Origin of the sequence: Micromonospora sp. NPDC047467 (assembly GCF_040643095.1) — a bacterium.
Classification (GTDB): domain Bacteria; phylum Actinomycetota; class Actinomycetes; order Mycobacteriales; family Micromonosporaceae; genus Micromonospora.
In genome coordinates, this window is the sequence record NZ_JBEYTO010000001.1 from 366,440 (window position 1) to 391,137 (window position 24,698).

At 70.5% G+C, this 24,698-nt stretch carries 20 protein-coding genes; 10 read left to right on the plus strand and 10 right to left on the minus strand.

Annotated elements, in window-relative coordinates; translation table 11 throughout:
• Positions 1-4 precede the first annotated feature (4 nt).
• Positions 5-2,152 carry a 3-hydroxyacyl-CoA dehydrogenase NAD-binding domain-containing protein gene (locus ABZ780_RS01480; protein ID WP_357483015.1) on the plus strand — a complete coding sequence of 716 codons (2,148 nt, stop codon included), beginning with the start codon at positions 5-7 and terminating at the stop codon, positions 2,150-2,152.
• Positions 2,153-2,156: 4 nt separating this feature from the next.
• Here ABZ780_RS01480 and ABZ780_RS01485 read toward each other — a convergent pair whose 3' ends face one another.
• From ABZ780_RS01485 to ABZ780_RS01510, 6 genes are all read right to left on the minus strand, one after another.
• Positions 2,157-4,103 carry a GMC family oxidoreductase N-terminal domain-containing protein gene (locus ABZ780_RS01485; RefSeq protein WP_357483018.1) on the minus strand — a complete coding sequence of 649 codons (1,947 nt, stop codon included), beginning with the start codon at positions 4,101-4,103 and terminating at the stop codon, positions 2,157-2,159.
• Positions 4,103-4,855 (minus strand): ABC transporter ATP-binding protein, encoded by a 753-nt coding sequence (locus tag ABZ780_RS01490; RefSeq protein ID WP_357483021.1) that lies wholly within the window; start codon positions 4,853-4,855, stop codon positions 4,103-4,105. The genes ABZ780_RS01485 and ABZ780_RS01490 overlap by 1 nt, the downstream gene beginning before the upstream one ends.
• A complete protein-coding gene (locus tag ABZ780_RS01495) occupies positions 4,852-5,604 on the minus strand; it encodes an ABC transporter ATP-binding protein (protein WP_357483024.1) in 753 nt (250 codons plus the stop codon). Before ABZ780_RS01495 ends, ABZ780_RS01490 begins: the two co-directional genes overlap by 4 nt.
• Positions 5,601-7,541 carry an ABC transporter permease gene (locus tag ABZ780_RS01500; protein WP_357483026.1) on the minus strand — a complete coding sequence of 647 codons (1,941 nt, stop codon included), beginning with the start codon at positions 7,539-7,541 and terminating at the stop codon, positions 5,601-5,603. Before ABZ780_RS01500 ends, ABZ780_RS01495 begins: the two co-directional genes overlap by 4 nt.
• Before the next feature lie 77 nt (positions 7,542-7,618).
• Positions 7,619-8,851, minus strand: a complete 1,233-nt coding sequence (locus tag ABZ780_RS01505; RefSeq protein WP_357483029.1) for an ABC transporter substrate-binding protein — start codon at positions 8,849-8,851, stop codon at positions 7,619-7,621.
• A 414-nt stretch (positions 8,852-9,265) separates the two neighbouring features.
• Entirely contained in the window at positions 9,266-10,417 is a 1,152-nt protein-coding gene (locus tag ABZ780_RS01510; RefSeq protein WP_356999079.1) for an acyl-CoA dehydrogenase family protein, read from the minus strand.
• 75 nt (positions 10,418-10,492) lie between these two features.
• On the opposite strand from ABZ780_RS01510, the gene ABZ780_RS01515 reads away from it, so the two are divergent.
• The gene (locus ABZ780_RS01515; protein ID WP_357483031.1) at positions 10,493-11,983 is read left to right on the plus strand and encodes an aldehyde dehydrogenase family protein; all 1,491 of its coding nucleotides are present in this window, start codon (positions 10,493-10,495) and stop codon (positions 11,981-11,983) included.
• A gap of 1 nt (position 11,984) precedes the next feature.
• Here ABZ780_RS01515 and ABZ780_RS01520 read toward each other — a convergent pair whose 3' ends face one another.
• Positions 11,985-12,665 carry a GntR family transcriptional regulator gene (locus ABZ780_RS01520; protein WP_357483034.1) on the minus strand — a complete coding sequence of 227 codons (681 nt, stop codon included), beginning with the start codon at positions 12,663-12,665 and terminating at the stop codon, positions 11,985-11,987.
• A 44-nt stretch (positions 12,666-12,709) separates the two neighbouring features.
• Between ABZ780_RS01520 and ABZ780_RS01525 the strand changes: the two genes are divergently transcribed.
• Genes ABZ780_RS01525 through ABZ780_RS01540 form a run of 4 tightly spaced genes read left to right on the plus strand, consistent with a single transcriptional unit; the run spans position 12,710 to position 16,878 of the window.
• Complete coding sequence (locus tag ABZ780_RS01525; protein WP_357483036.1) at positions 12,710-13,531, plus strand: enoyl-CoA hydratase-related protein; 822 nt, start codon at positions 12,710-12,712, stop codon at positions 13,529-13,531.
• Complete coding sequence (locus tag ABZ780_RS01530; RefSeq protein ID WP_357483039.1) at positions 13,528-14,685, plus strand: CaiB/BaiF CoA-transferase family protein; 1,158 nt, start codon at positions 13,528-13,530, stop codon at positions 14,683-14,685. Before ABZ780_RS01525 ends, ABZ780_RS01530 begins: the two co-directional genes overlap by 4 nt.
• On the plus strand, positions 14,685-15,713 hold the full coding sequence (locus ABZ780_RS01535) for an LLM class F420-dependent oxidoreductase (RefSeq protein ID WP_356999092.1): 1,029 nt from the start codon (positions 14,685-14,687) through the stop codon (positions 15,711-15,713). The genes ABZ780_RS01530 and ABZ780_RS01535 overlap by 1 nt, the downstream gene beginning before the upstream one ends.
• Before the next feature lie 28 nt (positions 15,714-15,741).
• Complete coding sequence (locus tag ABZ780_RS01540; protein ID WP_356999094.1) at positions 15,742-16,878, plus strand: acyl-CoA dehydrogenase family protein; 1,137 nt, start codon at positions 15,742-15,744, stop codon at positions 16,876-16,878.
• On the opposite strand, the gene ABZ780_RS01545 is transcribed toward ABZ780_RS01540, so the two are convergent.
• Positions 16,864-17,613, minus strand: a complete 750-nt coding sequence (locus ABZ780_RS01545) for a helix-turn-helix domain-containing protein (protein WP_356999098.1) — start codon at positions 17,611-17,613, stop codon at positions 16,864-16,866. The two genes, ABZ780_RS01540 and ABZ780_RS01545, sit on opposite strands and share 15 nt — an antisense overlap.
• A gap of 106 nt (positions 17,614-17,719) precedes the next feature.
• The gene (locus ABZ780_RS01550) at positions 17,720-18,181 is read right to left on the minus strand and encodes a hypothetical protein (RefSeq protein WP_356999101.1); all 462 of its coding nucleotides are present in this window, start codon (positions 18,179-18,181) and stop codon (positions 17,720-17,722) included.
• A gap of 240 nt (positions 18,182-18,421) precedes the next feature.
• On the opposite strand from ABZ780_RS01550, the gene ABZ780_RS01555 reads away from it, so the two are divergent.
• From ABZ780_RS01555 to ABZ780_RS01565, 3 genes are all read left to right on the plus strand, one after another.
• The gene (locus ABZ780_RS01555; RefSeq protein WP_357483041.1) at positions 18,422-18,673 is read left to right on the plus strand and encodes a hypothetical protein; all 252 of its coding nucleotides are present in this window, start codon (positions 18,422-18,424) and stop codon (positions 18,671-18,673) included.
• A complete protein-coding gene (locus ABZ780_RS01560) occupies positions 18,670-19,452 on the plus strand; it encodes a hypothetical protein (RefSeq protein WP_357483044.1) in 783 nt (260 codons plus the stop codon). Before ABZ780_RS01555 ends, ABZ780_RS01560 begins: the two co-directional genes overlap by 4 nt.
• A gap of 231 nt (positions 19,453-19,683) precedes the next feature.
• Complete coding sequence (locus ABZ780_RS01565) at positions 19,684-19,776, plus strand: BBE domain-containing protein (protein WP_357002688.1); 93 nt, start codon at positions 19,684-19,686, stop codon at positions 19,774-19,776.
• Between the two features lie 102 nt (positions 19,777-19,878).
• Here ABZ780_RS01565 and ABZ780_RS01570 read toward each other — a convergent pair whose 3' ends face one another.
• Positions 19,879-21,018, minus strand: a complete 1,140-nt coding sequence (locus ABZ780_RS01570) for a lytic polysaccharide monooxygenase (RefSeq protein ID WP_357483047.1) — start codon at positions 21,016-21,018, stop codon at positions 19,879-19,881.
• Between the two features lie 789 nt (positions 21,019-21,807).
• On the opposite strand from ABZ780_RS01570, the gene ABZ780_RS01575 reads away from it, so the two are divergent.
• On the plus strand, positions 21,808-24,687 hold the full coding sequence (locus ABZ780_RS01575) for an AAA family ATPase (protein WP_357483050.1): 2,880 nt from the start codon (positions 21,808-21,810) through the stop codon (positions 24,685-24,687).
• Positions 24,688-24,698 lie beyond the last annotated feature (11 nt).

The following is a 24,698-nucleotide window of genomic DNA, read 5'->3' on the forward strand; positions in this document are numbered from 1 at the left end:
ACGAATGGTCAACACAATCCGGTGGGAGCGCGGCGACGACGGCATCGTCCTGCTCACCCTCGACCACCCCGGGCGTTCGGCGAACGTGATGAACGACGAGTTCGGTGCGAGCCTCGTGGCGACTGTCGATCGGCTCGAAGCCGAGCGCGACCAGATCGCCGGCGTGGTCATCACCTCGGCCAAGAAGACGTTCTTCGCCGGCGGCGACCTGGAAGCCCTGCTGCGGCTGGCGCCGGCCGACGCCGAGACCTCGACGGCGAACACCCGACTGCTCAAGAACGCGGTACGCCGACTGGAGACACTCGGTCGTCCGGTCGTGGCCGCCATCAACGGCTCGGCCCTCGGTGGCGGGCTGGAACTCGCCCTGGGCTGCCACCACCGCATCGTGCAAGACAACCCGGCCATCGAGATCGGCTTCCCGGAGGTCACCCTCGGCCTGCTGCCGGGCTGCGGTGGCGTCGTACGCAGCGTCCGGCTGCTGGGCGTGACCGACGCGCTGACCAACTGGCTGCTCCGCGGCCAGCGGCGCCGACCGCAGGACGCGCTCGCGCACGGGCTGGTTGACGAGATCGCCCCCGATGAGGCGGCCATGCTGGGCGCGGCCCGTGCCTGGGTCGCCGCCAACCCCGAGGCGGCCCAGCCGTACGACCGCAAGGGCTACAGGATTCCCGGCGGCACCCCGTCCACTCCGGCGCTCGCCGCCCAGTTGCCGGCGATGCCGGCCATTCTGCGTCAGCAGCTCAAGGGCGCGCCCTATCCCGCCCCGCCCAACATCCTCGCCGCCGCCGTCGAAGGCGCCCAGGTCGACCTGGACACCGCCTTCACCATCGAGGGACGGTACTTCACCGAGCTGGCCACCGGTCAGATCGCCAAGAACATGATCAAAGCACTCTTCTTCGACGTGCAGACCGCCGGATCGCGGGACATCGGCGCGGGCCACCCGCCGCTGCGGCGGGTGGCGGTCATCGGCGCGGGCATGATGGGCGCCGCCATCGCCTACGTGTGTGCCCGGGCCGGAATGCAGGTCCTGCTCAAGGACGTGACCCTCGCGGGGGCGCTGCGGGGGAGGGACTACTCGGTGGGCCTGCTCGACAAGGCCGTCGCCCGCGGTGTGTCCACGCTGGACGAGCGCGACGCGATCCTGGCCCGGATCCAGGCGACCGAGGACCTCGCCGACCTCGCCGACGTCGACCTCGCCATCGAGGCGGTCTTCGAGGATCCCGCCCTCAAACACAAGGTGTACGCCGAGATCGAGCAGGTCGCACCGAACGCGCTCATCGCCTCCAACACGTCGACGCTGCCGATCACCCTGCTCGCCGAGGGCGTCAGCAAGCCGGAGGAGTTCGTCGGCCTGCACTTCTTCTCGCCGGTCGACAAGATGCCGCTGGTCGAGGTGATCCGCGGCGAGCGCACCAACGAGGCCACGCTGCAACGGGCCCTCGGCCTCGTACGTCGGCTCCGCAAGACGCCCATCGTCGCCAACGACAGCCGCGGCTTCTTCACCAGCCGGGTCATCGGGACGTTCACCAACGAGGGCATCGCGATGCTGGCCGAGGGAATTCCAGCGGCCACCATCGAGCAGGCCAGCAGCCAGGCCGGATACCCCGCACCGGTCCTGGCGCTGATGGACGAGCTCACCCTCACCCTGCCCCGCAAGATCCGGCAGGAGACGGCCGCGGCCACGGTGGCCGCCGGCGGCACCTGGAAGCCGCACGCCGCCGACGCCGTCATCGACCGGATGATTGACGACTGCGGGCGGACCGGACGCTCGGGTGGCGCTGGCTTCTACGACTACCGCGACGGCAAACGGGTCGGCCTCTGGCCGGGCCTGCGGGACACCTTCGGCGGAACGAACCTCGACACGCCCTTCGAGGACCTCAAGGAGCGGCTGCTCTTCATCGAGGCGGTCGAGTCGGTGCGGTGCCTCGAAGAGGGGGTGCTGACCTCGGTGGTCGACGCCAACGTCGGTTCGATCCTGGGCATCGGCTACCCGAGCTGGACCGGCGGCGTCCTGCAGTACATCAACCAGTACGAGGGCGGGCTGCCGGGCTTCGTGGCCCGCGCGCGGGTGCTCGCGGAGCGCTACGGTGACCGGTTCAGCCCGCCCCACCTGCTGTTGGCCATGGCCGAGCGGGGCGAGCGGTTCGAATAGGCGGTCAGAGCCCGGCGGCGAGTCGTTGGGCGTTCATGTACGCGATGGCCTCGACGGAGATCATCGGGTTGACGCCCAACGACGCCGGGAACGTGGACGCGTCGGCGAGGACCAGGTTCGGGACCTCCCACGTGGCACCGTCGGGCCCGGCGACCGACGTGGCCCTGCTGCCGCCCATGCGGGCCGCGCCCATGATGTGCAGGGCGGCCATGGCGACCTGGCCGGGCGCGGTCCCCAGGGTGTCCGTGTGGCGGATGAAGTCCTCGATGGAGCCCTTGCCGCGCTCCCAGATCCTGCCGCGCTGATGACCGGAGAACAGCTTGCGGGCGCCGGCCGCCTCGACGATACGAGCGGCACCGGCGATCCCGGCCCGCATGTGGGCCGCGTCGTAGGCGGAGAGGCGGTAGTGCACCACCGGCTCGCCGTCGCTGCCGACCTTGACCTGTCCGCTGTCACGGTCGCGGGTGATGATGCCGACCCCGCTGAGGTTCGGCAGCGACCGCATCTGGTCCAGGTGGGTCCGGGCGCCCGTCCAGCTCATGAAGGACACGGCGGTGGCCGGGTTGGTGGCGGCGGTCTCGTAGATGACGCCGTAGCCGAGGCCGTCGAGATCGGCGTGTTCGGTGGAGTACCGGGTCTGCATGCCGCCCTCCCACGGGCGGACCTCCTCGGCGAACACGCCCCAGACGCCGGTGGCCGGGTGCAGATGGAGGTGCCGGCCGATGTTCGGGTTCGTGAGGCCGGAGCGGCGCAACAGGGCCGGCGTCTGCACGCTGCCGGCGGCGGCGACTACCGCGCGAGCGCGAATGGTCACCGGGTGACCGTCGGCGGTGTGACCGGCGACGCCGGTCGCCCTGCCGGCCGTGATGGTGACCGTGCGGACGTCGACGTCGACGAGGAGGCGCGCACCCGCGCGTTGGGCGTCCACGAGCCAGGTCTTGGTCGCGGACTGCTTGGCGCCGATGCGGCAGCCCAGGCCGCACCGCCCGCACTCGATGCCGGTGTCGCAGCCGTCGACGTTGCGGGGCATCTCGTCGACGTGCCAGCCGAGCGTGGTCAGTCCGCGCTCCATGAGCGCGTCGCGCGACGAGATCCGGCCGTGGTCGCGGTTGACGCCGAGCCGCGACCACACCGCGTCGAGGCAGCGCTCGTACTCATCCGTGGCGAACTGTGGGACGCCCAGCGCGGCCCACTCGTCGCGAACCCGCGGCGGGGTGCGGAACGACGTGGTGTAGTTGACGACGGTGCCGCCACCGAGGCACTGCCCCTGGAGGATGCTCAGTTGGCCCTCCGCGCTGGCCGAGGGGCCTGGGGCGTAGAGCCGCGACAATCCCGACAGCTCCCCGCCGTCGAAGTCCCTGTCGTCGTAGTACCCGCCCTTCTCCACGACGATCACGTCGAGGCCGTGGCCGGCGAGGACGGCCGCGGCGGTGCCGCCGCCAGCGCCCGACCCGACGATGACGACGTCGCAGTCCAGGGTGGTCGCCGTGGACGGGCGGATCGGCGCCAGGACGGGCTCGGGGGCGTCGGTCCTGGTGCCGAGCGGGCCGGGGTAGCCGATGGCGGGCCACACCGGCGATCGACCGGTCGGCCCCGGCGCCATGTAGTAGGACAGGGTGGCCGCGCCCTTGAGCGCCTGGAAGAGCGCCCGCTTGCGGGTGACGCCCGACCCGGCCAGGGCGAGCAGCATCTGCTCGCGGCGCTGCTGGGTCTGCCGGGAGAACCGCCGTGCGCCGCCGCCGAGGATCAACTGGGTGGCGGGGGAGTCCCACCGATCCAGCAGTTGGAGGAACTGCGTGACCTCGGCGGCGCGAGGGTTGTGCAGGACCAGCGCGGCCATGATGTCGACCGCGCCGAGCTGACTGGCCGACGGGAGGTCGGCCCCGTCGCCCGGTGCGAAGGTGTCGCAGATGCTCGCCAGGGCGGCGCGCTGTTTGGCAGATAGTTCCATCATTTATCCGTTCGGAGCGGTGGGCGGGGTCCCGCGTGGCCGGCGCCAGGCGCGGGGGCGGTGCCGAAGTAGGCCTCGGCGACGCCGCGCCTGTCGGCGCGGAGTTCGGCGGCGGACCCGGTGAGCACGACTCGGCCGTGATGCAGCACCATCGCCCGGTCGGCGACGGACAGGGCGAGGTCGATGTGCTGCTCGACGAGGACGACACCGACACCGAGCCGGTCGGCCAGCGCTCGGATGCCGGGCAGCAGGGCCTGGACCGCGATCGGGGCCAGACCCATGCTCATCTCATCGATGAGCAGGACCCGTGGCTGGCAGACCAGTGCCTTGGCGATGGCGAGCATCTGCTGCTCACCGCCGGACAGCTGACCGCACCGGCGTGACATCAGTGGTTTCAGAGCGGGGAAGAGGTCGAGGGCGTGCCCCAGGCTGGAACGCCAGCCTCGGGCGAGGGCGAGATTCTCGCGTACCGACAGGCTGTGGAACACCCCTCGCGTGTCAGGTACCAGGATCAGGCCACCGCGGGCGTTCTGTTCCAGCCGTCCACGCAGGGGCCGGCCGAGCGCGGTGACGGTGCCGACCATTGGCCGGATGACCCCGGCGGCGGTCAGCAGCGCCGTGGTCTTTCCCGCACCGTTGGGGCCGAGCACGGCCAGGACCTCGCCCTCGCCGAGGTGCAGGTCGAGCTCCCGGAGGGCGGGGATGCCGGCGTAGCCAGCCGTGACGCGGTCCAGTCGCAGGACATCGCTCATGGCACGAGCTCCGATCCGAGATACGCGGTACGCACGGCCGGGTCGGAGAGCACGGCGCCCGGCGTACCGGAGGCGATGACGGCCCCGTAGTCCAGGACGTACACGCGATCGCAGATGTCCGCGACGAGGCTCATGTCGTGCTCGATGAGCAGCACCGCCCGACCCGATGCGGCGATGGCACGGACGTGGCCGCCGAATTCGGTGCTCTCGTCGGTGTCCAGCCCGGCGGCCGGTTCGTCGAGCAGGAGGACGCGAGTGGCGCCGGCGAGGGCTCGGGCGACGCCGACGATCTTCTGCCGGCCGAGGCTCAGCTCACCGGGGCGGCGATCGGCGATGACGTGCAGGCCGAACATCTCCAGCACGTCGTCGTCGTGGTCGGGCCGGCGACGACCGGCGAGGTCACTCCAGAGGTTGTGCAGCGGCCCCCGGCCGGACGCGATCGCGATGTTCTGGCGCACGGTCAGGTCGGTGAAGAGCTCTCCCGACTGCCAGGTCCGGGCCAATCCGGTACGCCTGCGCTGGTGGGGCGCGAGCCGGTCGATCCGCCGCCCGGCCACGCTGATCATGCCCCGGGCCGGCGTGAATCCGGTGACGGCGTTGACGAAGGTGGTCTTGCCGGCGCCGTTGGGGCCGATCAGCCCGACGACTTCACCCTCGTCGACATGGATGCTGATGTCGCTGTTGGCCACGACGCCGCCGTAGCGGACGGTCAGGCCGGTCGTGGTGAGCAGAGGCTGGGTCTCAGTCACGGGGTGACCTCCCGACGGGTGTGTCCGCGCAGCAGGCCGGTGGCGCCGCCGGCGATACCCGATGGATTGAGTACGGCGGTCACGACCAGGGCGCAGGCTGCGATGAGGGTGTAGTAGTGGCCGAGGCCGAACGTGCCGTTGAGCAGCGTGTAGAGCACGCCCAGTGGGGCGACGAGCCCGGCGATGAGCGCACCGCTGATTCGGGTGATCCCGCCGACGTAGGCCATGCACAGGACGCTGAGCCCCACGATGATGTTGAACGACTCGACCGACAGCTGTGAGCGGCTGTAGCCGATGAGGCATCCGCCGACACCGGCGAGGAACGCGGAGAGCGCGAAGCCGGTCAGTTTGACGCGGGCCACGTTGATGCCGACGCTTGCCGCGGCCCGCTCGTTGGAGCGGACGGCCAGGAACGACTGGCCGGTCGCGCCGGCCAGGATCCGGGCGACGGCCAGGGTCAGCAGGCCGACGATGACGATCACTGTGGTCGCGAACGCGGAGGTCGTCAGGTCGGTGCCGCGGCGCACCGCCAGGTCCCAGCCGAGCAGGGTGGGGTCCGCGATGAGGTTGCCCTCGAACGGGGTCAGCGCCGGGTTGGCGAAGACGAGTTGTTGCAGGGCGACGGCACCGGCCAGGGTCACGACCGCCAGTTGCGCCCCGCGGACCCGTAGCGCCGGCAGGCCGACGATCACACCGACGAGGGTGGCGGCGCCGGCCGAGACCACGATCGACAGCGGGAACGGTATGTGCCAGGACGTCGTCGCGCGGGACAGCAGAAACCCGGCGGTACCGGCGAAGGCCATGGCGGCGAGCGATATCTGGCCCAGGTAGCCGGTGAGCACGACAAGCGATAGGGCGATGAGCGCCATGATGATCGAGGTGACGACGCCGAACCGCCAGCTGCCCGAGGTCAGCGCGACGGCCAGGGCGGCGGCACCGACCAGCGCCACCGCCGCCCGGAACGGCCGTCGGGGCAGATCTACTGCCGGCATGCGTACGGTGCCCAACGCGCCCCGTGCGGGGAGGTGCCGGCCCAGGACGACCAACGCGACGATGACGAGCACGAACGGAACGACGTCGCCGAGGCCGGCCTGAGCCCAGACCGGCCAACCGTCGAAGCTGCTCAACAACAGCAGTACCGACTGGAGGACGCCGATGCCCACACCGGCCAGGCACGCGATGATGATCGAGGTCAGGCGGGCCAGGAGGGCGGCGGCGAGGCCGGGCAGGACGTAGAACATGTAGCCGATCGGGTCGAGGCCGAGTGTCGGGGCGGCAAGGACGGCCACCAGTGCCGTCGCCGCGCCGGTGAGCAGCCACATGACGCTGGCCAGCCGATCCGGTGACAACCCGGTCAGCCTGGCGGCGAGCTCGTCCTCGGCTCCGGCCCGGGTCGCCACGCCCCACCGGGTGAACCGGAAGTACGCCGCGAGCACCACCGCCACCACCAGGGCCGCGACCAGAAGCACCAGGTCGCTGATGTTGATCACGGCGCCGCCCACGGACAGCGTCCGGTCGGTGAGCAGGGTGGGCGCGAGCACTCCGTTGGTCGAGAAGCGCAGCGGCACCAGCGAAGCGATCGCCAGCATCAGCCCGACCGACGCGACCACCTGTGACAACGGTGGTGCGGTGCGCAGCGGCCGGAACACCAGCCAGTGCGCGGCGAACGCCAGCCCGGCCGCACTGAGCACGCCGAGCGCGACAGCGGGCCAGGCCGGCAGTGGTTGCGAGCTGAGCCGCACCGCGCCGATGGGGAACACGAGCGTGCCGCTCTCCCGCAGCTCGGCGACCACCCACACCGCCCACAGGGCCAGGGAGCCCTGTGCGAAATTGAGGACTCCGGTGGCGGCGTACAGGGACACGATCGACGTGGCGATCACGGCGTACACCGCCCCGCCGGCGAAGCCGAGCGTGACGAACAACAAGACCTGATCCATTGTCGATTTCCTTGCGCTGGCCCTGACATGGACGGTGGGCGACGGCGTGCGGCCCGCGCACGCCGTCGCCGCGGGGCTTACACCGCGCCGGGAATGATGCTCATGACCTGGGGCATGGGCGTGATCCAGGTGTCCGTGGCGGGCTTGATCGAACCGTCGGGCTGGACCACGAAGAGCAGGAGTTGTGTCGTGCAGTTGGGTGAGGTGGCGCTGCCGCAGGTGATCTTGGGGCCGAGGAAGCTCGGGAAGTCCTTGAGCGCCTTGAGCGTCTTGAGGACACCGGGGCCGGTCAGGTTGGCTTCGGTGGCCGTGGACATCGCCTTCGCGAAGTTCATGAAGAGCGCGAACTCGCCGAACGCGTAGTACCCGGCGGTCCCGCCGGACACGCCGGAGATGTACTTCTCGGCCAGCGTCAGGTCGCCCTGGACCTCCGCCGGTGCGTACCGGGCGGCGGCGGGCAGCCAGTTCGACGAGTACAGGGCACCGCCGGCGGCCTGCTCCGGGGCGCCCTTGATGTAGTCGGTGCACGCGGCGGTGAAGATCTCGCCCTGGTACCGCAGTTGCCGCAGCGCCTTGACCAGAGCCGTGCAGACGGCCTCGCTCGGCGCGGCGACCAGGCCGCCCACATCGGGGTTGTCCCGGGCGATCGTGGAGGCCACGGCGGTGAAGTTGGGGTTCGTGGGGGAGAAGTAGATGCCCTTGGCGTCGATCCCGAGCGCCTTGGCCAGTGCCGGAAGAAGATTGTCGATGGTCTGGTGCGACGACGGGGTGTCGACGAGGGCCAGCGTCACCGACTTCTTGCCTTCGGTCTTGAACGCCTGCAGGGCGCCGATGAGGAAGGCGGCCTGCGGCGCGGCGAAGAACACGCGGTTCTCCGCCTTGGCGCCGGTCACGGAGTCGAACGGAATCATGCCGACGAGCGGGATCTGCGCGGCGGTCAGGGTCGGCAGGGTCGCGCTCGAGGACAGGTTGTAGCCGTCCATGACGGCGACCACCTTCTTCTCGACGAACATGTTGGCACACGACTGTGCCCGCTCCGGTGTCGTGTCGGTGTCGCACGAGACGACCTCGAGCGGGTGGCCGTTGATGCCGCCGAACTCGCCGTTGATGTAGGACAGCGCCGCCTTGACCCCGGTGTCGGTGCCCGGTTGGGGGACCGGCCCGCCGGACGGGTTGAGGAAGCCCACGACGATCGGTGACTTGGACAGTGTGGAGGTCGTGCTCGGGGTGTCCGAGGCGCAGCCGGTCGCGGCCACCAGGGCGGCGACGAGAATGGTTGAAGCCCGCAGGACGGCAGGGCATCTGGGCATGGATCCTCATTTCGACGCGACGGTCGGTGCCGTCATCCGTTCGAGGCGGCCGACCGAACGGCTCTCCGTGATGCGACGGGCCTGTCCTGCGGTGTTCTGTCAGACGTCGCCCAGTGGTGGCGTGGCGGTGTCGGCGAATGCCCAGGACGGCGCACCACCGGACCGGTGCGTGACCGGACCGGCGGTACCGGCGGTGACAGGCGATCGGCCCGCGATTGCTGGCGCGGGCATCCTCTTCGTGCTTACGGCACTGTAAATCAGAGGTAACTTCTTGGGAAGAGTTCGGGACCATGCCGCTATATACGTCCGCTGGTCGGCGAGGTTGACGGACGGGCACCAGCGAACCACGCCTAACAAAATGCCCCGGCCGACGAGTGTTGAGCACACTCGTCGGCCGGGGCGTGGCGCTGAGCCTTACCGCATGTGGTCGGACAGTCCGTAGGTCTTCGCGATGATCTCGCGCTGGATCTCGCTGGTGCCGCCGTAGACGGTGGACACGACCGAGGAGCGGACCAGGCGCTCCATGTCGAACTCGGTCGCGTACCCGTAGCCGCCCATCATCTGCATGGCGTCCAGGGCGACGCGGCGGGCGGTCTCGGTGGCCTTGAGTTTCGCCATCGACGTCTCCCGGGGCAGCACCGTGTCCGGAGAGCGGTCGACCTGGGCCGCGGTGTCGTAGACCAGGAGCCGGGCACACTCGATCTCGGTGGCCAGGTCGGCCAGGCGGTGCCGGATCACCTGGAACGACCCGATCGGCCGGCGGAACTGCTGCCGGTTCTTGACGTATTCCACGACGTCGTCGAACGCCCGCTGCGCGGTGCCGAGCATCAGGCTCGCGAGGATCAGCCGCTCCATGTTGAGCCCGGCCATCAGCTGCCGCCAGCCGTTGTCGATCTGGCCGACCACGGCGTCGGCGGGCAGCGCGCAGTCGGCGAAGTAGAGGTCGTTGACCTCCCGGCCGCCCATGGTGTCGATGCCGGAGATGGTCAGTCCGGGTGCGTTGGCGGGGACCAGGAACATGGTCAGGCCGTTGTGGTCGCCGGCCCGGCCCGACGTGCGGGCGACCAGGAGAATGTGCTCGGCGAGATGGGCGTTGGAACACCAGGTCTTCTGGCCGTTGATGACGAATCCGTCGCCCCGGCGCTCAGCGCGGCAGCTCAGGTTGGCGACGTCCGAGCCGGCCTCGGGCTCGGACATCGCGACCGCCTCGACGACGCCGCGGGCCACCCCGCTCAGAATGAGCTTCTTCTGCTCCGCCGAGCCGAACCGTACGTAGGTGGCGGCGACGATGATCGACGTGGTGAAGCCGCCGATCGGCGCCATCGCTCTGGCGGTCCCCTCCAGAAAGAGGCAGAGCTCCACCATCCCCGCGCCACCGCCGTCGAACTCCTCCGGCAGCGACAGGCCGAGCCAGCCGAGGTCGGCCATCTTGCGATACAACTCCGGGCTGTGGGGTTCCCGTCCGCCGTTGGTGAGTCTCTGCCGTTGCTCACGGGTTCCGGCCTCGCGGCGGCAGAAATCCTGCACGGCCGCGACAAGGGACCGTTGCTCGTCGCTCCATTCCACAGCTGTACCTCCAGCGTCGCAAAGGGATTGACAGCAAGGCTAGACTATCGAATATCAAATGTCAGGAGGCTGCCGATGGCGTCCCTCGTTGAGCACCCTCGCCGGTTACACGTCGTCGATCCGATCACCGGCGAGTCCCGCACCGATTACGACCTGGCCGACGAGGCCGCGGTGAGTGCCGCAGTCCAACAGGCACGCGAGGCTGCCGGCTGGTGGTCCGGCCTGGACGCCCGGCAACGTCGGCGTCATCTGCTCGCCTACAAGGCACTCGTCGCGAGCCGCATCGACGAGCTGGCCGAGCTCATCCGGAGCGAGACCGGCAAGTCCCTCGCCGGGGCCCAACTGGAGGTGATGCTCGCCGTCGAGCACCTGGACTGGGCCGCCCGGCACGCCCGGCATGTGCTGAAACGGCGGTCGGTGTCCTCCGGCCTGCTCGCGTTCAATCAGGCCAGCTCGGTGGAGTACGTGCCGTACGGCGTCGTCGGCGTGATCGGGCCGTGGAACTATCCGGTCTACACGCCGATGGGGGCGATATCGCACGCGCTGGCCGCCGGCAACGCGGTGGTCTTCAAGCCCAGCGAGTTCACCCCCGGCGTCGGCCTGTGGCTGGCCCAGCGCTGGAGTGAGCTGCATCCCGACCGGCCGGTCCTGCAGGCCGTCACGGGTGACGGCACGACCGGGGCCGCGCTGTGCCGGGCAGGGGTCGACAAGATCGCGTTTACCGGGTCGGCCGCGACGGGGCGGGCGGTCATGGCCGCCTGCGCCGAGAACCTGATCCCCGTCGTGATCGAGGGCGGCGGCAAGGACGCGCTCATCGTCACGGCCGACGCCGACCTCGACGCCGCCGCCCAGGCGGCGGTGTTCGGTGGCCTGGGCAACGCCGGGCAGACGTGCGCCGGGGTCGAGCGCGTCTACGTCGAGCAGGCCGTGTACGAGCCGTTCCTGGCCAAGCTGGCCGATCTGGTGCGGCAGGTCCGGCCGGGTGCCGAGCCGGATGCGGCGTACGGGCCGATGAGCACGCCGGTCCAGCCCGGCATCGTGCTGAGCCACATCACCGACGCGATCGACCGGGGTGGTCGCGCGGTCGTCGGCGACACGAGTTCGGTGCGGCCTCCGTTCGTCGAGCCGGTCCTGCTGGCCGACGTCCCCGAGGACAGCACGGCGGTCACCGACGAGACCTTCGGGCCGGTGCTGGTGGTCAACCCGGTGGTCGACGCCGACGAGGCGCTACGCCGGACGAACGCGACAAGCTACGGGCTCTCCGGCTCGATCTTCACGCGCCATCGCCGCCGGGGGCTGGCGCTCGCCGCGCGGCTGCGCGCGGGCGCGGTGTCGGTCAACTCGGTGCTGGGGTACGCCGGTGTGCCGTCACTGCCCTTCGGCGGCGTCGGCGACTCGGGCTTCGGGCGGGTCCACGGCGCGGACGGCCTGCGCGAGTTCAGCCGGCCACGGTCGGTCACCTGGCAGCGGTTCCGGCCGGCGATCGACGTGATGACGTTGCAGCCGACCGCTTCCGCCATGCGGACCTCGTTGGCGATGTTCAAGTGGCGTCATGGTCGCCGGTGACTCACCCGCTCCACAGCCCCAGACCATCGAGGTGCTTCACCAGCCGCTCCGCGCCGTCGGTGAAGTGGCGGGCCATGACGGGCCGGACGGTGACCGGGTCGTGGGCATCGAGCGCGTTGAGCAGGGCCTCGTGATCGGCGATCATGCTCGCCCGCCACTCCGGGTCGGCCGCGTAGAACCGCGACGGCGTGTAGCGCGTTGCCGTCCGCAGCAGCCAGGACAGCTTGCGCGCGTCGGTCAACCGGTTGATGCTGCGGTGGAACTCGAACTCGAGCTGCTCGACCCGGCTGACCTGCCTGGCCTGGGCGGCCCGGCGCAACCGCTCGTGCTGCTGCCGCAGGTCGTCGAGCTGGGCCGGCGTAATGCTGACGGCGACCCGGGCGGCGAGCTCGCCGGCGATGTGGCCCTGCAGGCTGAACACGTCGATGATGTCCTGCCTGGACAGCGGCGCGACCACGTGGCCTCGCCGCGGTTGCAGCTCGACCATGTCCTCCGCGCGCAGCATCAGCAGGGCCTCGCGCACCGGCGTGATGCTCAGCCCGGTCTCCTGCGCGACCTCCTCGAGCCGGATCCGCTCACCGGGGCGCAGCTGCCCCGACATGATCCGGTCGCGCAGCAGGCTCGCCACCGTCTCTGACAGCTGAGGATGAGAAACGTCCTGGACCTTGCTCCGCTCCGCCACACCGATAAGAGTATCAAATGTCAAATGTCACAAGGGATGCGTCGATGAGGTCGTCCCTACAGGAGGCCGAACCGGCTGGTCGCGGTCTGCGAGCCGCCACCCACGCCGGGGTCCGCACGATCTGGTTCGACCGGCCCGACCAGCGGAACGCGATGACGCTGGACATGTTCCGCGACTACTACGCGGCGTTGCAGGCCGCCGACGTGGATCCGCAGGTGCGGGCGATCGTGGTGACCGGTGCCGGCGACTGGTTCTGTGTGGGCGCCGACCCGGAGGCGCTGCACGCGCTGCTCGACGAGCGTCACCGCGACCTGCTGGTGGACGAGTTCGGCTTCGCACCACATCTGCCGATGACGCTCGGAACGCCGATCGTCGCGGCGGTCAACGGCGGCGCCGCCGGCCTCGGTCTGGTCCACGCGCTCTATGCCGACGTGCGGTTCCTGTCGTCGCAGGCACGGCTGGCCGCCGCGTTCAGCCGGCTCGGCCTCATCGCCGAGTACGGCAGCGCCTGGCTGTTGCCCCGGTTGGTCGGTGTCGGCAACGCGCTCGATCTGCTGGTGTCCGGCCGCAAGATCGACGCTGCGGAGGCGTTCCGGATCGGACTGGTGCAACGGGTGCTCCCACGCGACGAGGTGCTGGCCGAGGCACAAGCCTATGCCGCCGATCTCGCCGCGCACTGCTCACCGGCGTCCATGGCGGTGATCCGGCGGCAGGTGTGGTCGGGCCTGGAGACCGGGGCCGCCGAGGCCGCCGCCGACGCCAACCGGCTCATGGCCGCGTCCCTCGCCGGGGCCGAGTTCGGTGAGGCCCTCGCCAGCCAGGTCCAGGGGCGTGCTCCCCGCTTCGCGGCGCGGTCCGGCGCATGAGCGGCCCGCTGGACGGCATCCGCGTCGTGGAACTCGCCGGGATCGGCCCGGGCCCGTTCGCGGCGATGCTGCTGGCCGACCTGGGCGCCGACGTCGTCCGGGTCGACCGACCGGAGCCGGGCGCGCTGTCGGCTGGCTCCCCGGGACGGGACCTGCTCAACCGGGGCAAGCGGTCGGTCGTCGTGGACCTGAAGCATCCCGACGGGGCCGGGGTGGTCCTCGGACTGGCCGAACAGGCCGCGATCATGATCGAGGGCTGGCGTCCCGGGGTGGCCGAACGGCTGGGCATCGGACCGCAGGCCGCGTTGGAGCGCAATCCAGGCCTCGTCTACGGACGGATGACCGGGTGGGGACAGCAGGGGCCGCTGGCCCGCGCTGCCGGCCACGACATCGACTACATCGCCGTCGCCGGCGCGCTCCACCCGATCGGCCGCGCCGACGAGCCGCCGCAAATTCCGCTCAACCTCGTCGGTGACTTCGGTGGTGGCGCGCTCTACCTCGTCGTCGGCTGCCTGGCGGCGCTGCACGTGGCCCGGACCACCGGCCGCGGGCAGGTCGTCGACGCCGCCATCGTCGACGGCACGGCCCACCTCACCACGATGTTTGCCGGCCTCCTCGCCGGTGGCGCGTGGCAGCCCGAGCGTGGCCGCAACCTGCTCGACGGCGGGGCACCGTTCTACGACGTCTACGCGGCCGCTGATGGCGGTCACATGGCGGTCGGCGCACTGGAACCCCAGTTCTACGCCGAACTGCTGCGGCTGCTCGGGCTGGCCGACGCTGACCTGCCGGCCCAGCACGACGTCGCCGGATGGCCGGTGCTGCGCGAACGCTTCGCGAAGGTCTTCGCCGAGGGCACCCGCGACGAGTGGACGACGCTGTTCGAGGGCACCGACGCCTGCGTGGCGCCGGTGCTGTCGCTCGCCGAGGCGCAGCGCCATCCGCACCTGGTGGCCCGCGCGACGTTCGAGGAGCACTCCGGCGTCCGGCAGCCCGCGGTGGCGCCTCGCCTGTCGCGGACCCCGGGGGTGATCGGCGGCAGCCCGCCGGTGCCGGGCGCGGACACCGAGACCGTGCTCGCCGAGTGGGGTCTCGGCGCACACCGACAGCGGTGGCTGGACAACGGCGCCGTCAGCCAGACACAAGGAGTTCGCTGATGCGGATCGCGACACCGCTGGCCTATGCCACGGACCCCAAGAGCGGCGCGGACGCCGTGGCCGACTGGGAGCATGACGGCCTCGACGTGGTCTGGGTGTCGGAGGCCTACGGCTTCGACGCCCCGACCATCATGGGCTACCTCGCCGCGAGGACGACCCGGTTGCAGATCGGCTCCGCCATCCTGCCCATCTACTCCCGAACCCCGGCGCTGCTGGCACAGACCGCGGCCGGCCTGGACGCGATCTCGGGCGGCCGCGCCATCCTCGGCCTGGGCGCGTCCGGACCGCAGGTGATCGAGGGATGGCACGGCGTCGCCTACGACCGGCCGCTCGGACGGACCCGCGAGGTGATCCGGATCTGTCGGCAGGTGTGGCGACGCGAGACGTTGATCCAGGACGGCATCTACCGGCTGCCGCTGCCCGCCGGGGAGGGCACCGGCCTCGGCAAACCGCTGAAGATCCTCACCCACCCGGTCCGCGACCACATCCCGATCTACGTGGCGAGCCTGGGTGACAAGAACGTGCAGATGACCGCCGAGCTCGCCGACGGGTGGCTGCCCTTCCTGTACGACCCCGAGCGCGCGGCCGACGTCTGGGGCGCCGCGTTGACAGCCGGCCAGGCCAAGCGGCCCGACGATCTCGGACCGCTCGAGGTCGTGGCCGGCGGTCCACTGGCCATCGGCCCGGACGTGACAGGCCTGCGCGACCTCGCCCGGCCACTGATCGCCCTGTACGTCGGTGGCATGGGCGCCAAGGGTCGGAACTTCTACCACGACCTGCTGTGCCGCTACGGCTACGCCGCCGAGGCGAGCCGCATCCAGGAGCTCTACCTGGCTGGCCGCAAAGCGGAGGCTGCCGCCGCCGTGCCGGCGGAGCTGCTGGAGCGCACCAGCCTGATCGGGCCGCAGAGCTACGTGCGGGACCGCGTCCAGGCCTATCGCGACGCCGGCGTCACGATCCTCAACGTCACGCCGCTGGGCTCCGATCCGCGGCGCCTCATCGCCTCAGTGAAGGACATGGCCCGGTAGGGACCTGTGGAGCAAGGAGCTGACGTACATGGCGAACCGCACCATCTTCTCCGACGACCACCTCGCGTTCACCGAACTGGTGCGCGCCTTCATCGACAAGGAGATCGCGCCGCACCACGACCGCTGGGAAGCCGACGGCATCGTCGACCGCGGCCTGTGGCGGGCCGCCGGCGCCGCCGGCCTGCTGGGCTTCTCCGTCGACGAGCGGTACGGCGGCGGAGGGGTGACGGACCGGCGCTTCAGCGCCGTCCTCACCGAGGAGTTGGCCCGCGCGGGCGCGAGCGGGCCGGCGTTCGGCCTGCACAACGACATCATCGGGCCGTACCTCACCGACCTGACCAACGACGAGCAGAAGCAGCGGTGGCTGCCCGGCTTCTGCTCCGGTGACATCATCACTGCGATCGCCATGTCCGAACCCGGTGCCGGCAGCGACCTACAGGGCATCACGACCACCGCGGTCCGCGACGGGGACACCTACGTCCTCAACGGGCAGAAGACCTTCATCAGCAACGGCATCCTGGCCGACCTGGTCATCGTCGTGGCGCGCACCGATCCGGGCGCGGGGCACCGGGGGATCAGCCTGTTGGTGGTCGAGCGGGGCATGGACGGCTTCGAGCGCGGCCGCAACCTCGACAAGATCGGGCAGAAGGCGCAGGACACTGCCGAACTGTTCTTCGCCGACGTCCGGGTGCCGGCGGCCAATCTCCTCGGCGTCGAGGGGCAGGGCTTCGCCTACCTGATGCGCAACCTGCCCTTCGAGCGGCTGTCGATCGCCGTCGCGGCGCTCGCCGGTGCCGAGACGGTGTTCGAGCAGACCCTCGCGTACTGCAAGCAGCGCGAGGCGTTCGGCCGCCCCATCGGCAGCTTCCAGCACAACCGGTTCGTGCTGGCCGAACTCGCCACCGAACTGCGCCTCGGCCGGGTCTTCGTCGACCAGTGCCTGGTCGAGCCCGCCCTCACGGCGGAGACGGCGGCGATGGCGAAATGGTGGTGCACCGAACTGCAACACCGCACCGTCGACCGCTGCCTCCAGTTGCACGGCGGCTACGGCTACATGCGCGAATATCCGGTGGCCAAGGCGTACCTGGACGCCCGTGTCCAGACGATCTACGGCGGCACCACCGAGATCATGAAGGAGGTGATCGGCAGGTCACTTGGCCTGTGAGTCGCACTCCAGCATGGGCACGAGGAACCGCCGGGCCACGGCACGCAGTTGGTCGGCGTCGTCGAGGTCGACGACGACGCTGGGAGTGACGAGGAAGGAGCAGGACAGGCGCGTCATCAACTCGGCCACCACCTCGACGTCCACCGTCTCGGAGATGGTGCCGGCGCGTTGCTCGCGGCGGAGTTGGCCGGCGACGAACCGTTGCACCGTGGCCAGCGTACGCCCGCCGTCGCTGGTCATCGAGGGGATGACCGCGTCCGGTTCGGCGGTCATCAGCCCCCCGATCAGCGGGTTGCGGCGGAAAGCCTGCAACGCGCTGACGAAGCCCAGCACCACCCGGTCGCCGACGGTCGCCGCCTGCTGGATGTCGAGGAGGAACTGGTCGAAGTAGCGACGGAACTCCCGCCGGACCACCTGCTCGACCAGCCTGTCCTTGGTGGCGAACCGGCGGTACGCGGTGATCCGGGAGACGCCGGCCCGGCGGGCCACGTCCTCCATGGTGGACCGCCGGATGCCCATGCGGCAGAACTGCTCGTAGGCGGCGTCGAGAAGCCGTGCGGTGACCTCGTCGCTGTCGTCCGCGCGCTCCAGCGCATCGGTGAACGCGCGTTCCAGCAGCGAGTCCGGGCCGGACGCGACCCCCAGCGCGGGCAGCAGCGGTTGCGCGGTGTGCCCGTCGTGACCTGCCTCGGACAGCCCGGGGGACGGTGCGTTCGCGGATGCGCTCCGGGCCATGGCTGCCCTCTCGTGAGATACGGTGACGCACGTCGTGCATCACGGTACCAACCACGAACCCGCAACTTCGAGTACGGCGGCTCGGCGGCCCGGCGTCGGACCAGGCTCAGGCGGGGAAGCCTCCCGCCCGGAGCAGGGCACCCGGGAGTTGACTGCCGAGCCTTCCTTCCAGCCAGGACACGGCCGAGGTGAGCTCCGCCAGGTCCAGGCCGGTGGGCTGCCCCATCCGGTTGAAGAGGTAGACGAGGATCGCGTCGAGGGCGGTGACGCCCGCCTGGACCGCCGCGACGGCGTTGGCCACGCCGGCGTGCCGGGTGTCGTGCAGGTGCAACCGCAGCGGTGTGCGGGATTCGGAGATCTCCCGGGCGAGCGCCAGCCGACTGGTGACGGCGGAGGGTACGGCCACCCCGATGGTGTCGGCGATCGGTCCAAGCCCCGGCGGTTCATCACCAGGCCCTGGTACCGGACGCCGTCGTGCCGGGGGAGCGCGGCCATCAACTCGTCCGCGTCGGAGGTCCAGATCGGACGGTCGACCGACTACGCAAGCGTCCTGCCGATATACCTCCATCCTGGAGCCGCAGAAGCGGCTCGCGGGTGGGTTAGAGTCGGCGTTGTGGCGCCCGAGGAGCGGTTACGCATCGGAATGTCCGGACCGAATGTTCTGGAATGGGGAGAACGTCGAGTTGCGGCACCGATTAGTTCGAGTTCCCGCACAACTCGAACATGACGCCCTCGGCGCAGGGGGTTGGACGAAGCCTGAAGTCGCGATCGATTAGAAGCGACCACTCCGCGAGAAGGATGAAGAAGCGTGTTCACTGAAAGGCCGACAGAGGAAGCGGTCCGTGCCGCAGCCGCAGCATCCGGAGACGCGGAACTTATCGCGCTTGTTGCCGCTCCGGGATCGTTCTTGCTCCGCAAGCGCGCCGACGAGGACTCAAAGCAGGATGTCTACGACCTTCTGGTTGTCAACGCGTCCCACCCCCCGCTGTTTCGAGTCGCCGTCGACCGGCAATCCGGCTCGGTCACCATTGCCCACACTGAAAGCGGTGGCCCGAGGTGACCGCCGACCCCCACACCGTCGCTAGCCGCGTGGTCGGCACCGAGGCCGACCAGCAGACGCGCGACTACATTCTCGGCTATCTGATGGAATCAGAACGGGGAGCGGAAATCCTCGGTGAGATCTGGAATTCCAACACCGACGTGACCTTTTATTGGTCTGATCGCGGTACCTACGCCAACAATGAACACATGTGGCTCGACCGGAACGAAAACCTCGAAGACCTACTTCCTGCGGCCGCGCACGAGATCTACCACGTGCGAGCGTACGTGGGCGGCGAAAGATCCTGGCCGGGCCAGGACGGCTACGTGCCAAATATGCTTGGCGAGGAAGCGCGGGCCCATGCTGCGGCTTTCGTGATACATATGCAGACGGGTCGGCGATATCCCGCTCCGCGCAATTTCGGGGATTTCAGACACAGTTACCGCAATATTGTCACGCCTTCGAGAGGTCAGCCCAATTTTGCCAACGTCACTCGAGCAGGCGAGTTCTTCTGCCGCATGCAGATGTCCAACGGCTTGTGGCTGACCAGCAACACCAACGAGAGGTATCGCGACTACTACGAACGTTTTCACCAAGCCGCACTCCAGAGCAACCAGAGCAACCAGAGCAACCAGAGCAACCAACCCGCGCCGTCCTCCGTAGCTGCCGCAGCGCGTCTCCGTCAGTCACCGCGAACACCTTCCACTCCGACGGTCGCCAAGATCAACGAGGCCGACTCCCCGACACGACCGGCCAGAGGACGGCCCGGGGGCCAGAGCTCGAGCGGGATACGGCGATAGCCACGTTCGGTCCTAATCAAGCAGTTGGTCCACATGATGGAGCACGGGCGCGGACGCGCCGGAGGTCAGTCCGGCGCGTCCGCGCCGTCGTCCCAACGCTGGGCGACAAGTCCGCGGGGGGTGCCGTGGCCGCCACCGCCACGGACGCCACGGCGTACGCCTGGCGCGACGCCAACTTCCTGATCGCGGCACCGGCCCGGAGGCTCTGGCACGCGCCTTCCGCCCGATCACCTGCGGCGGCTCCGGGATCTCAAACGCCGGTGGGACCCGACCGGCCTGTTCCGCGACAACTTCGCCATCGACCCGTCGGCGGACGACGCCTGACGAAACCACCGGCGGATCGTCGCCTGCCACGGGGTGAATCCGCGCACGAACGCCGGTGTCCGAGTCTCCCGGGAGGGAGTGCAGGACACCGGCGTCAGCGGTTCAGGACTGCGGATGCCACAGGGCGGGGACGTTCGGCGGCTCCCAGCCGGGTTGGGCGACGTGCCCCTGGCGGGCGACGTAGCGACGACCGTCGAAGGTGACGAGCGCGCCAACCGGGTACGCCGTCTGCGGCTGCCACTGGCCGGATGTCGCGCCGGCACTGGACTCGGCCAACCAGAGCGCCGCGACCAGCGGCGGCTCCCAGCCGGGCTGGGTGGTGTGGGCCTGCCGGCAGACGTAGACCTGGCCGTTGTGGCTGACCCGGGCACCGACCGCGTAGGCGGTGCCCGGTTGCCACGGAGCGACGACACTCTGCGCCAGGCGCTGCCCCGGGGTGTGACCGCCCCCTGCGCCCTGCTCGTGGTGGCCACCGTGCTGCTGGCCCGCGTCACCATGGTTACCGTGCGCAACCGGCGCGGGCGACGGCGATTCGGTGTGCTCCTCGTGCGGCGGGGGCTGCGCCGGGCCGCCATCCTGACCGCCGAAGACCACGTCGGAGCAGGCGTAGAACGCCTCCGGGCTGTCGGTGCGCTGGTAGACGGTGTAGATGAGGTGGCGGCCGGTCCGGCCGGTCGGAAGCGTGCCGCGCATGACGTAGGAACCGTCGATCAACGGCGGCTCGTCGACCGCGAGGAACGGCTGCGAGTCCAGGTCGGACCAACGCAACGGTTGCTTCGGGTCGTATCCCGGACGGGTGAGGTAGAACTCGAATCCGCCCTTGTGCGGCGCGGTCGCGCGCCAACGGAACTCGTAGCTCGCACCGGCCGCGAGCGTCGTGGCCGGCCAGTCGGCGCGGGGCAGGTCGAAGCCGGCGAAGGGCGCGTTTCCGGCGCTGCACAACTGCCCGTCGGGGATGACGCGGTGCTCGCCGCCGGCGTGGCCCCGGTTGATGCCGTTCCAGTCGTAGAAGGCCTGAGAGCCGCCCCGATCCAACGCGGCCTGACACGCGGGCGACAGTGCCGCCGCCGTCAGTTCCAGATAGCAGGTGTACGCCCGGCTGACCGGCGCCTGGACGGAGCCGTGCGCGCGAGCACCGCGGTCGTCGAAGCTGACCGCCAGGAGCACGCCCGAGGCGGCCAGCAGCACGAGCGCGCCGCCCACGAGTATCGCTTTCCTGAGGTTGGGGACTAGAACCCGCATGGTGATTCCCCTCTGTGTGGTGCCATCGATCCGACACGTGCACGACGAACCGGCACCGGTCACGGTTCAACCTCTGCTCGATTGGTCGTGTCGACGTCTCCCACCTGCCGTGCCGCACGCCTGACAGGCTCTGCCCGCGCAGGGCTTCGGCCAACGGCCGTCGGGGAGCGTGGGGTGGTCACCGACCCGCGTCGCGAGGTCCCGGACATTGCGCTACGTGTCAACGACACGCTGATCGATCTGTAGAAGGGTGGTCAGCCCTCGCGCGGCGACGATATCGCCGATTGACTCCGCCACCGTGTCGATGGCTGATGGGAATGTTATGACAGTAGTCGCGTCGACGGCCGTTCGGGCGGACTTATCCAACCGGGAGGCTCGTCATAAGTGCTCTGATCGTCAGGCCGATGGCGCGGTAGAGATATGACCGCTTCGGGTGGTTCGTATAGGCGTTCGTGATTCTGGTGTTATCGGGGCGGGTGTCCTCCCCGATGGTCATTCAGGTCAGGCTGGATCCGTACAGAAGCCCTGCGGTGGCCCCGACCTGCTCGGAAGGTGCCTGGACCCGGGTTGGCGAGGGGTGATTTATTGGGTTTCGGGGATATCGTTCCGGCATTTTGGTGACCGGTACCTTTCTGCGGGTTGTGGCCCGATGCCGAAAAAGACCTCTGCCTCGGCCTCGTCTGGCGAAATGGCAACCGACCGCATTTAACATCTTCGACATCCGACCGTGCTCCGGTATAGTCCGACCAATCCCCCTTTGAGTGTGCCGGAAAGCGTCTGATCTGCGTGATGACAACTGGGCTGGAAAATGCGGCAACAGACCCGCGCTTCGTCGGGCGGCGACCACAGTTGGCGCGTATCGGGAGAGCCCAGGCCGTCGCGCTGAACCGCGGCCGGCAGATGGTGTGCGAGGTGGTGGGGGAGCCGGGCATCGGCAAGACCCGGTTCGTCCGCGAGGCCCTGGAGCGGTGTGTCCCCACCGTCGCATGGGCCATCGGGACCTGCGCGCCGGATGAACGAGGCGTTCCCTTCCACGTGTTCCGACACGCCTTCACCGAGGGGCAGCCACGCCGACGCGGGCTGCGCGCCGGGCGATCCGCCAGGGAGACCTGGGCGGAATCCGCCGACGCGGTGCCACCGTCGCCGGCGCGGGCGTCGGACGCCCGGCGGTTCCGGACCTACCAGTTGGCCCGCCGGCTGATCGGCCTGGCGGCGCGGGACGGTCTGGTGCTGGTCCTCGACGACCTGCACTGGGCGGACGCCTCCTCCACCGGTCTGATCGCCCACCTCCTGCGATATCCGGTGCCCGCCCCACTGCTGCTCGTGCTCGTCTACCGTCCGCGGCAGATGGCGACCCCGATGCCGTTCGGTCCACCAGATCCCCACGAACACGCCGATGCGGACCCGTCGCCACGCGATCGGATCGAACTCCGCCCTCTCGGCCTGGCCGATGTCGCGCTTCTGCACCCCCACGTCGACCCGGCGGAGTTGCGCGCCCGATACGACGTGACAGGCGGCAACCCCGGTTACCTGGCGGCGCTGCCGGGTGGCCCCGCATCCGACAGCGCCGACCCGATCCGTGTGGCGCAGGGCGCCCGGTTGTCCGATGCGGCGGTGGCCGTGCTGCGCCGCGACTGGGCGGGCCTGCCGTCGGTCGAGCTTGCCTGCCTGCGGGCCGGGGCGATCGTCGATGCGCCCTTCGCGGCGGACCTGCTCGCCGAGGTCGCGCAGGTCCCGGTGTCACTGGCGGTCGAGGCCAGTTGGCGGTTGGCCCGGCTCGACCTGATCCGCCGCGTCCCCGGCACCGGACGGTTCGCCTTCCGACACCCGGTGTTGCGGATGGCGGTCGTCGAGGACACCGACCCGGCGTGGCGGGTGGAGGCCTGTGCGCGGGCGCTCACCGCGCTGGTCGATCTGGGCGCGCCACCCGCGGACCGGGCCCGCTATGCGGAGCGCCTGCTCGCCGTGCCGAACGGCCGCTGGGCCGACAGTTGCGTCGACGTGCTCTGCCGGGCCGCCCAGGAGATCCGACGCGAGACACCCGACCTGGCCATCCGCTGGCTGCGGCTGGCGCTGCGGGCGCTACGGCCGACGGCCGGTTCGACGCAGCGTCGCCGAGACGTGTCACTCGCGCTGGCCCAGATCACCGGGGAGGCCGGCAACCTGGCCGAGAGCAGGGCCCTGCTCCAGGAGATCGTGCCGCTGTTCCCGGCCGACCCGGAGGGAGGGCGAGCCCACGCGGTAGCTCTCTGGGCGCGCGTGGAACGCCTGCTCGGCAACTACGCGGAGGCGGCGGCGATCAGCCGGCGCGAGCTGGCCGCCCTGCCGGCCGCCACCGGACCCACCGGCGGCTACCGACTCGCCGCCGAGATCGGCGCCGCCGGCATCCTGGCCGGCCGCCCGATGGTCGGGCTGCCCGACGAGCTCACCGGAGAACTCGGCGGCTCCGGCGGGGACCGGGCCGGCCTGCTGGCCATCCGCAGCCTGGCCGCCGTGCACGACGGCGCACTCGACGACGCCCGAGGTCTGCTCGACGCCGGCGTCCGGATCGTCGACTCGCTGCCGGACCGGGACGTGCGGGACCACCCCGACTGCCTCACCGCGCTCGGCCTGACCGAGTTGTACCTCGAACGCCAGGCCGACGCGACGCGGCACCTCGACCGAGGGCTGGCGCTCGTCCGCGCCGCGCACCGCGACGACGGTTTGTGCCTGCTGCTGCTCGGTCGCAGTCAGGTGGCCTATCACGGCGGTCAGCTGGCCACCGCCATCGGCCTGGCCACCGAGGCGGGCATCGTCGCCCGGCGCATCGGCAGTCGGGACCTGCTGAGCTTCGCCCTGGCGTTCGAGGCGGAGGCGACGGCGTGGCGTGGTGGCCCTCGCGACGACGACCGGGCGGTCGCGCTGGCCCGCAGCGCCATGGAAATCGCCCCCGACCTCGCCACCTGGTGCGGTCGTACCGCCGCGATGGCGCTGGCGACCGCGGCACTGCTGTCCGGTGATCCGGCGACCTGCGCCGAACTGGTGCACTCAGCAGGTGGTGACAGCCGGCTGAGCCGTCTCCAGAGCACCCTTCGGCCGATGTGGTACGAGCTGCTCTGTGCCGCCGCGCTCGCCGCGGGCGAGGTGGCCGACGCCGAGCGGCAGGCGCGACGGGCGATGGCCGAGGCGGACCAGGTCGGTCTTGCCGGGCAGCGGGGCTTCGCCGAGTCGGCGTACGGCGAGGTGCTGCTCGCCCGCCGCGAGATCCCGGCGGCGCTGCTCCACCTGGAAGCCGCGGTTGATCTGTTCCGCTCTGGCGGGATGGCCCTACGGCGCAGCCTTGCGCTGGCCTCGCTGGCCCGGGCGGCCGAAGCCGCGGGCCAGGTCGGGGCGGCGGCGCGGGCCCGCCGCCGGGCGCTGGAACTGGCCCGGTGGTGCGGGACGGAACGGGTCGGCCTGCGCCTGGCCCGTCCGGTCGGCCCGCGCGAGGTCGCCGCCCTGACCGACCGGGAATGGCACATCGCGCGGCTGGCGGCGACCGGGGTCACCAGCCGGCTGATCGGGCGGCAGTTGAACATCAGCCCTCGCACGGTGGAGGCGCACCTGACCCGGATCTACCGCAAGGCGGGCGTCGCCTCCCGGTCGGGTCTGGTCGCCTGGGTCGCTCGGCTCGATGACACCGAACGGTGACCGCGATCCGG

Bases quoted from the DNA above. Each gene is read 5' to 3' on its own strand.
- ABZ780_RS01480 (WP_357483015.1), top strand. From the start codon at position 5: ATGGTCAACACAATCCGGTGGGAGCGCGGCGACGACGGCATCGTCCTG.
- ABZ780_RS01485 (WP_357483018.1), bottom strand. From the start codon at position 4,103: ATGGAACTATCTGCCAAACAGCGCGCCGCCCTGGCGAGCATCTGCGAC.
- ABZ780_RS01490 (WP_357483021.1), bottom strand. From the start codon at position 4,855: ATGAGCGATGTCCTGCGACTGGACCGCGTCACGGCTGGCTACGCCGGC.
- ABZ780_RS01500 (WP_357483026.1), bottom strand. From the start codon at position 7,541: ATGGATCAGGTCTTGTTGTTCGTCACGCTCGGCTTCGCCGGCGGGGCG.
- ABZ780_RS01505 (WP_357483029.1), bottom strand. From the start codon at position 8,851: ATGCCCAGATGCCCTGCCGTCCTGCGGGCTTCAACCATTCTCGTCGCC.
- ABZ780_RS01515 (WP_357483031.1), top strand. From the start codon at position 10,493: ATGGCGTCCCTCGTTGAGCACCCTCGCCGGTTACACGTCGTCGATCCG.
- ABZ780_RS01525 (WP_357483036.1), top strand. From the start codon at position 12,710: ATGAGGTCGTCCCTACAGGAGGCCGAACCGGCTGGTCGCGGTCTGCGA.
- ABZ780_RS01530 (WP_357483039.1), top strand. From the start codon at position 13,528: ATGAGCGGCCCGCTGGACGGCATCCGCGTCGTGGAACTCGCCGGGATC.
- ABZ780_RS01535 (WP_356999092.1), top strand. From the start codon at position 14,685: ATGCGGATCGCGACACCGCTGGCCTATGCCACGGACCCCAAGAGCGGC.
- ABZ780_RS01540 (WP_356999094.1), top strand. From the start codon at position 15,742: ATGGCGAACCGCACCATCTTCTCCGACGACCACCTCGCGTTCACCGAA.
- ABZ780_RS01545 (WP_356999098.1), bottom strand. From the start codon at position 17,613: ATGGCCCGGAGCGCATCCGCGAACGCACCGTCCCCCGGGCTGTCCGAG.
- ABZ780_RS01550 (WP_356999101.1), bottom strand. From the start codon at position 18,181: ATGGAGGTATATCGGCAGGACGCTTGCGTAGTCGGTCGACCGTCCGAT.
- ABZ780_RS01570 (WP_357483047.1), bottom strand. From the start codon at position 21,018: ATGCGGGTTCTAGTCCCCAACCTCAGGAAAGCGATACTCGTGGGCGGC.
- ABZ780_RS01575 (WP_357483050.1), top strand. From the start codon at position 21,808: ATGACAACTGGGCTGGAAAATGCGGCAACAGACCCGCGCTTCGTCGGG.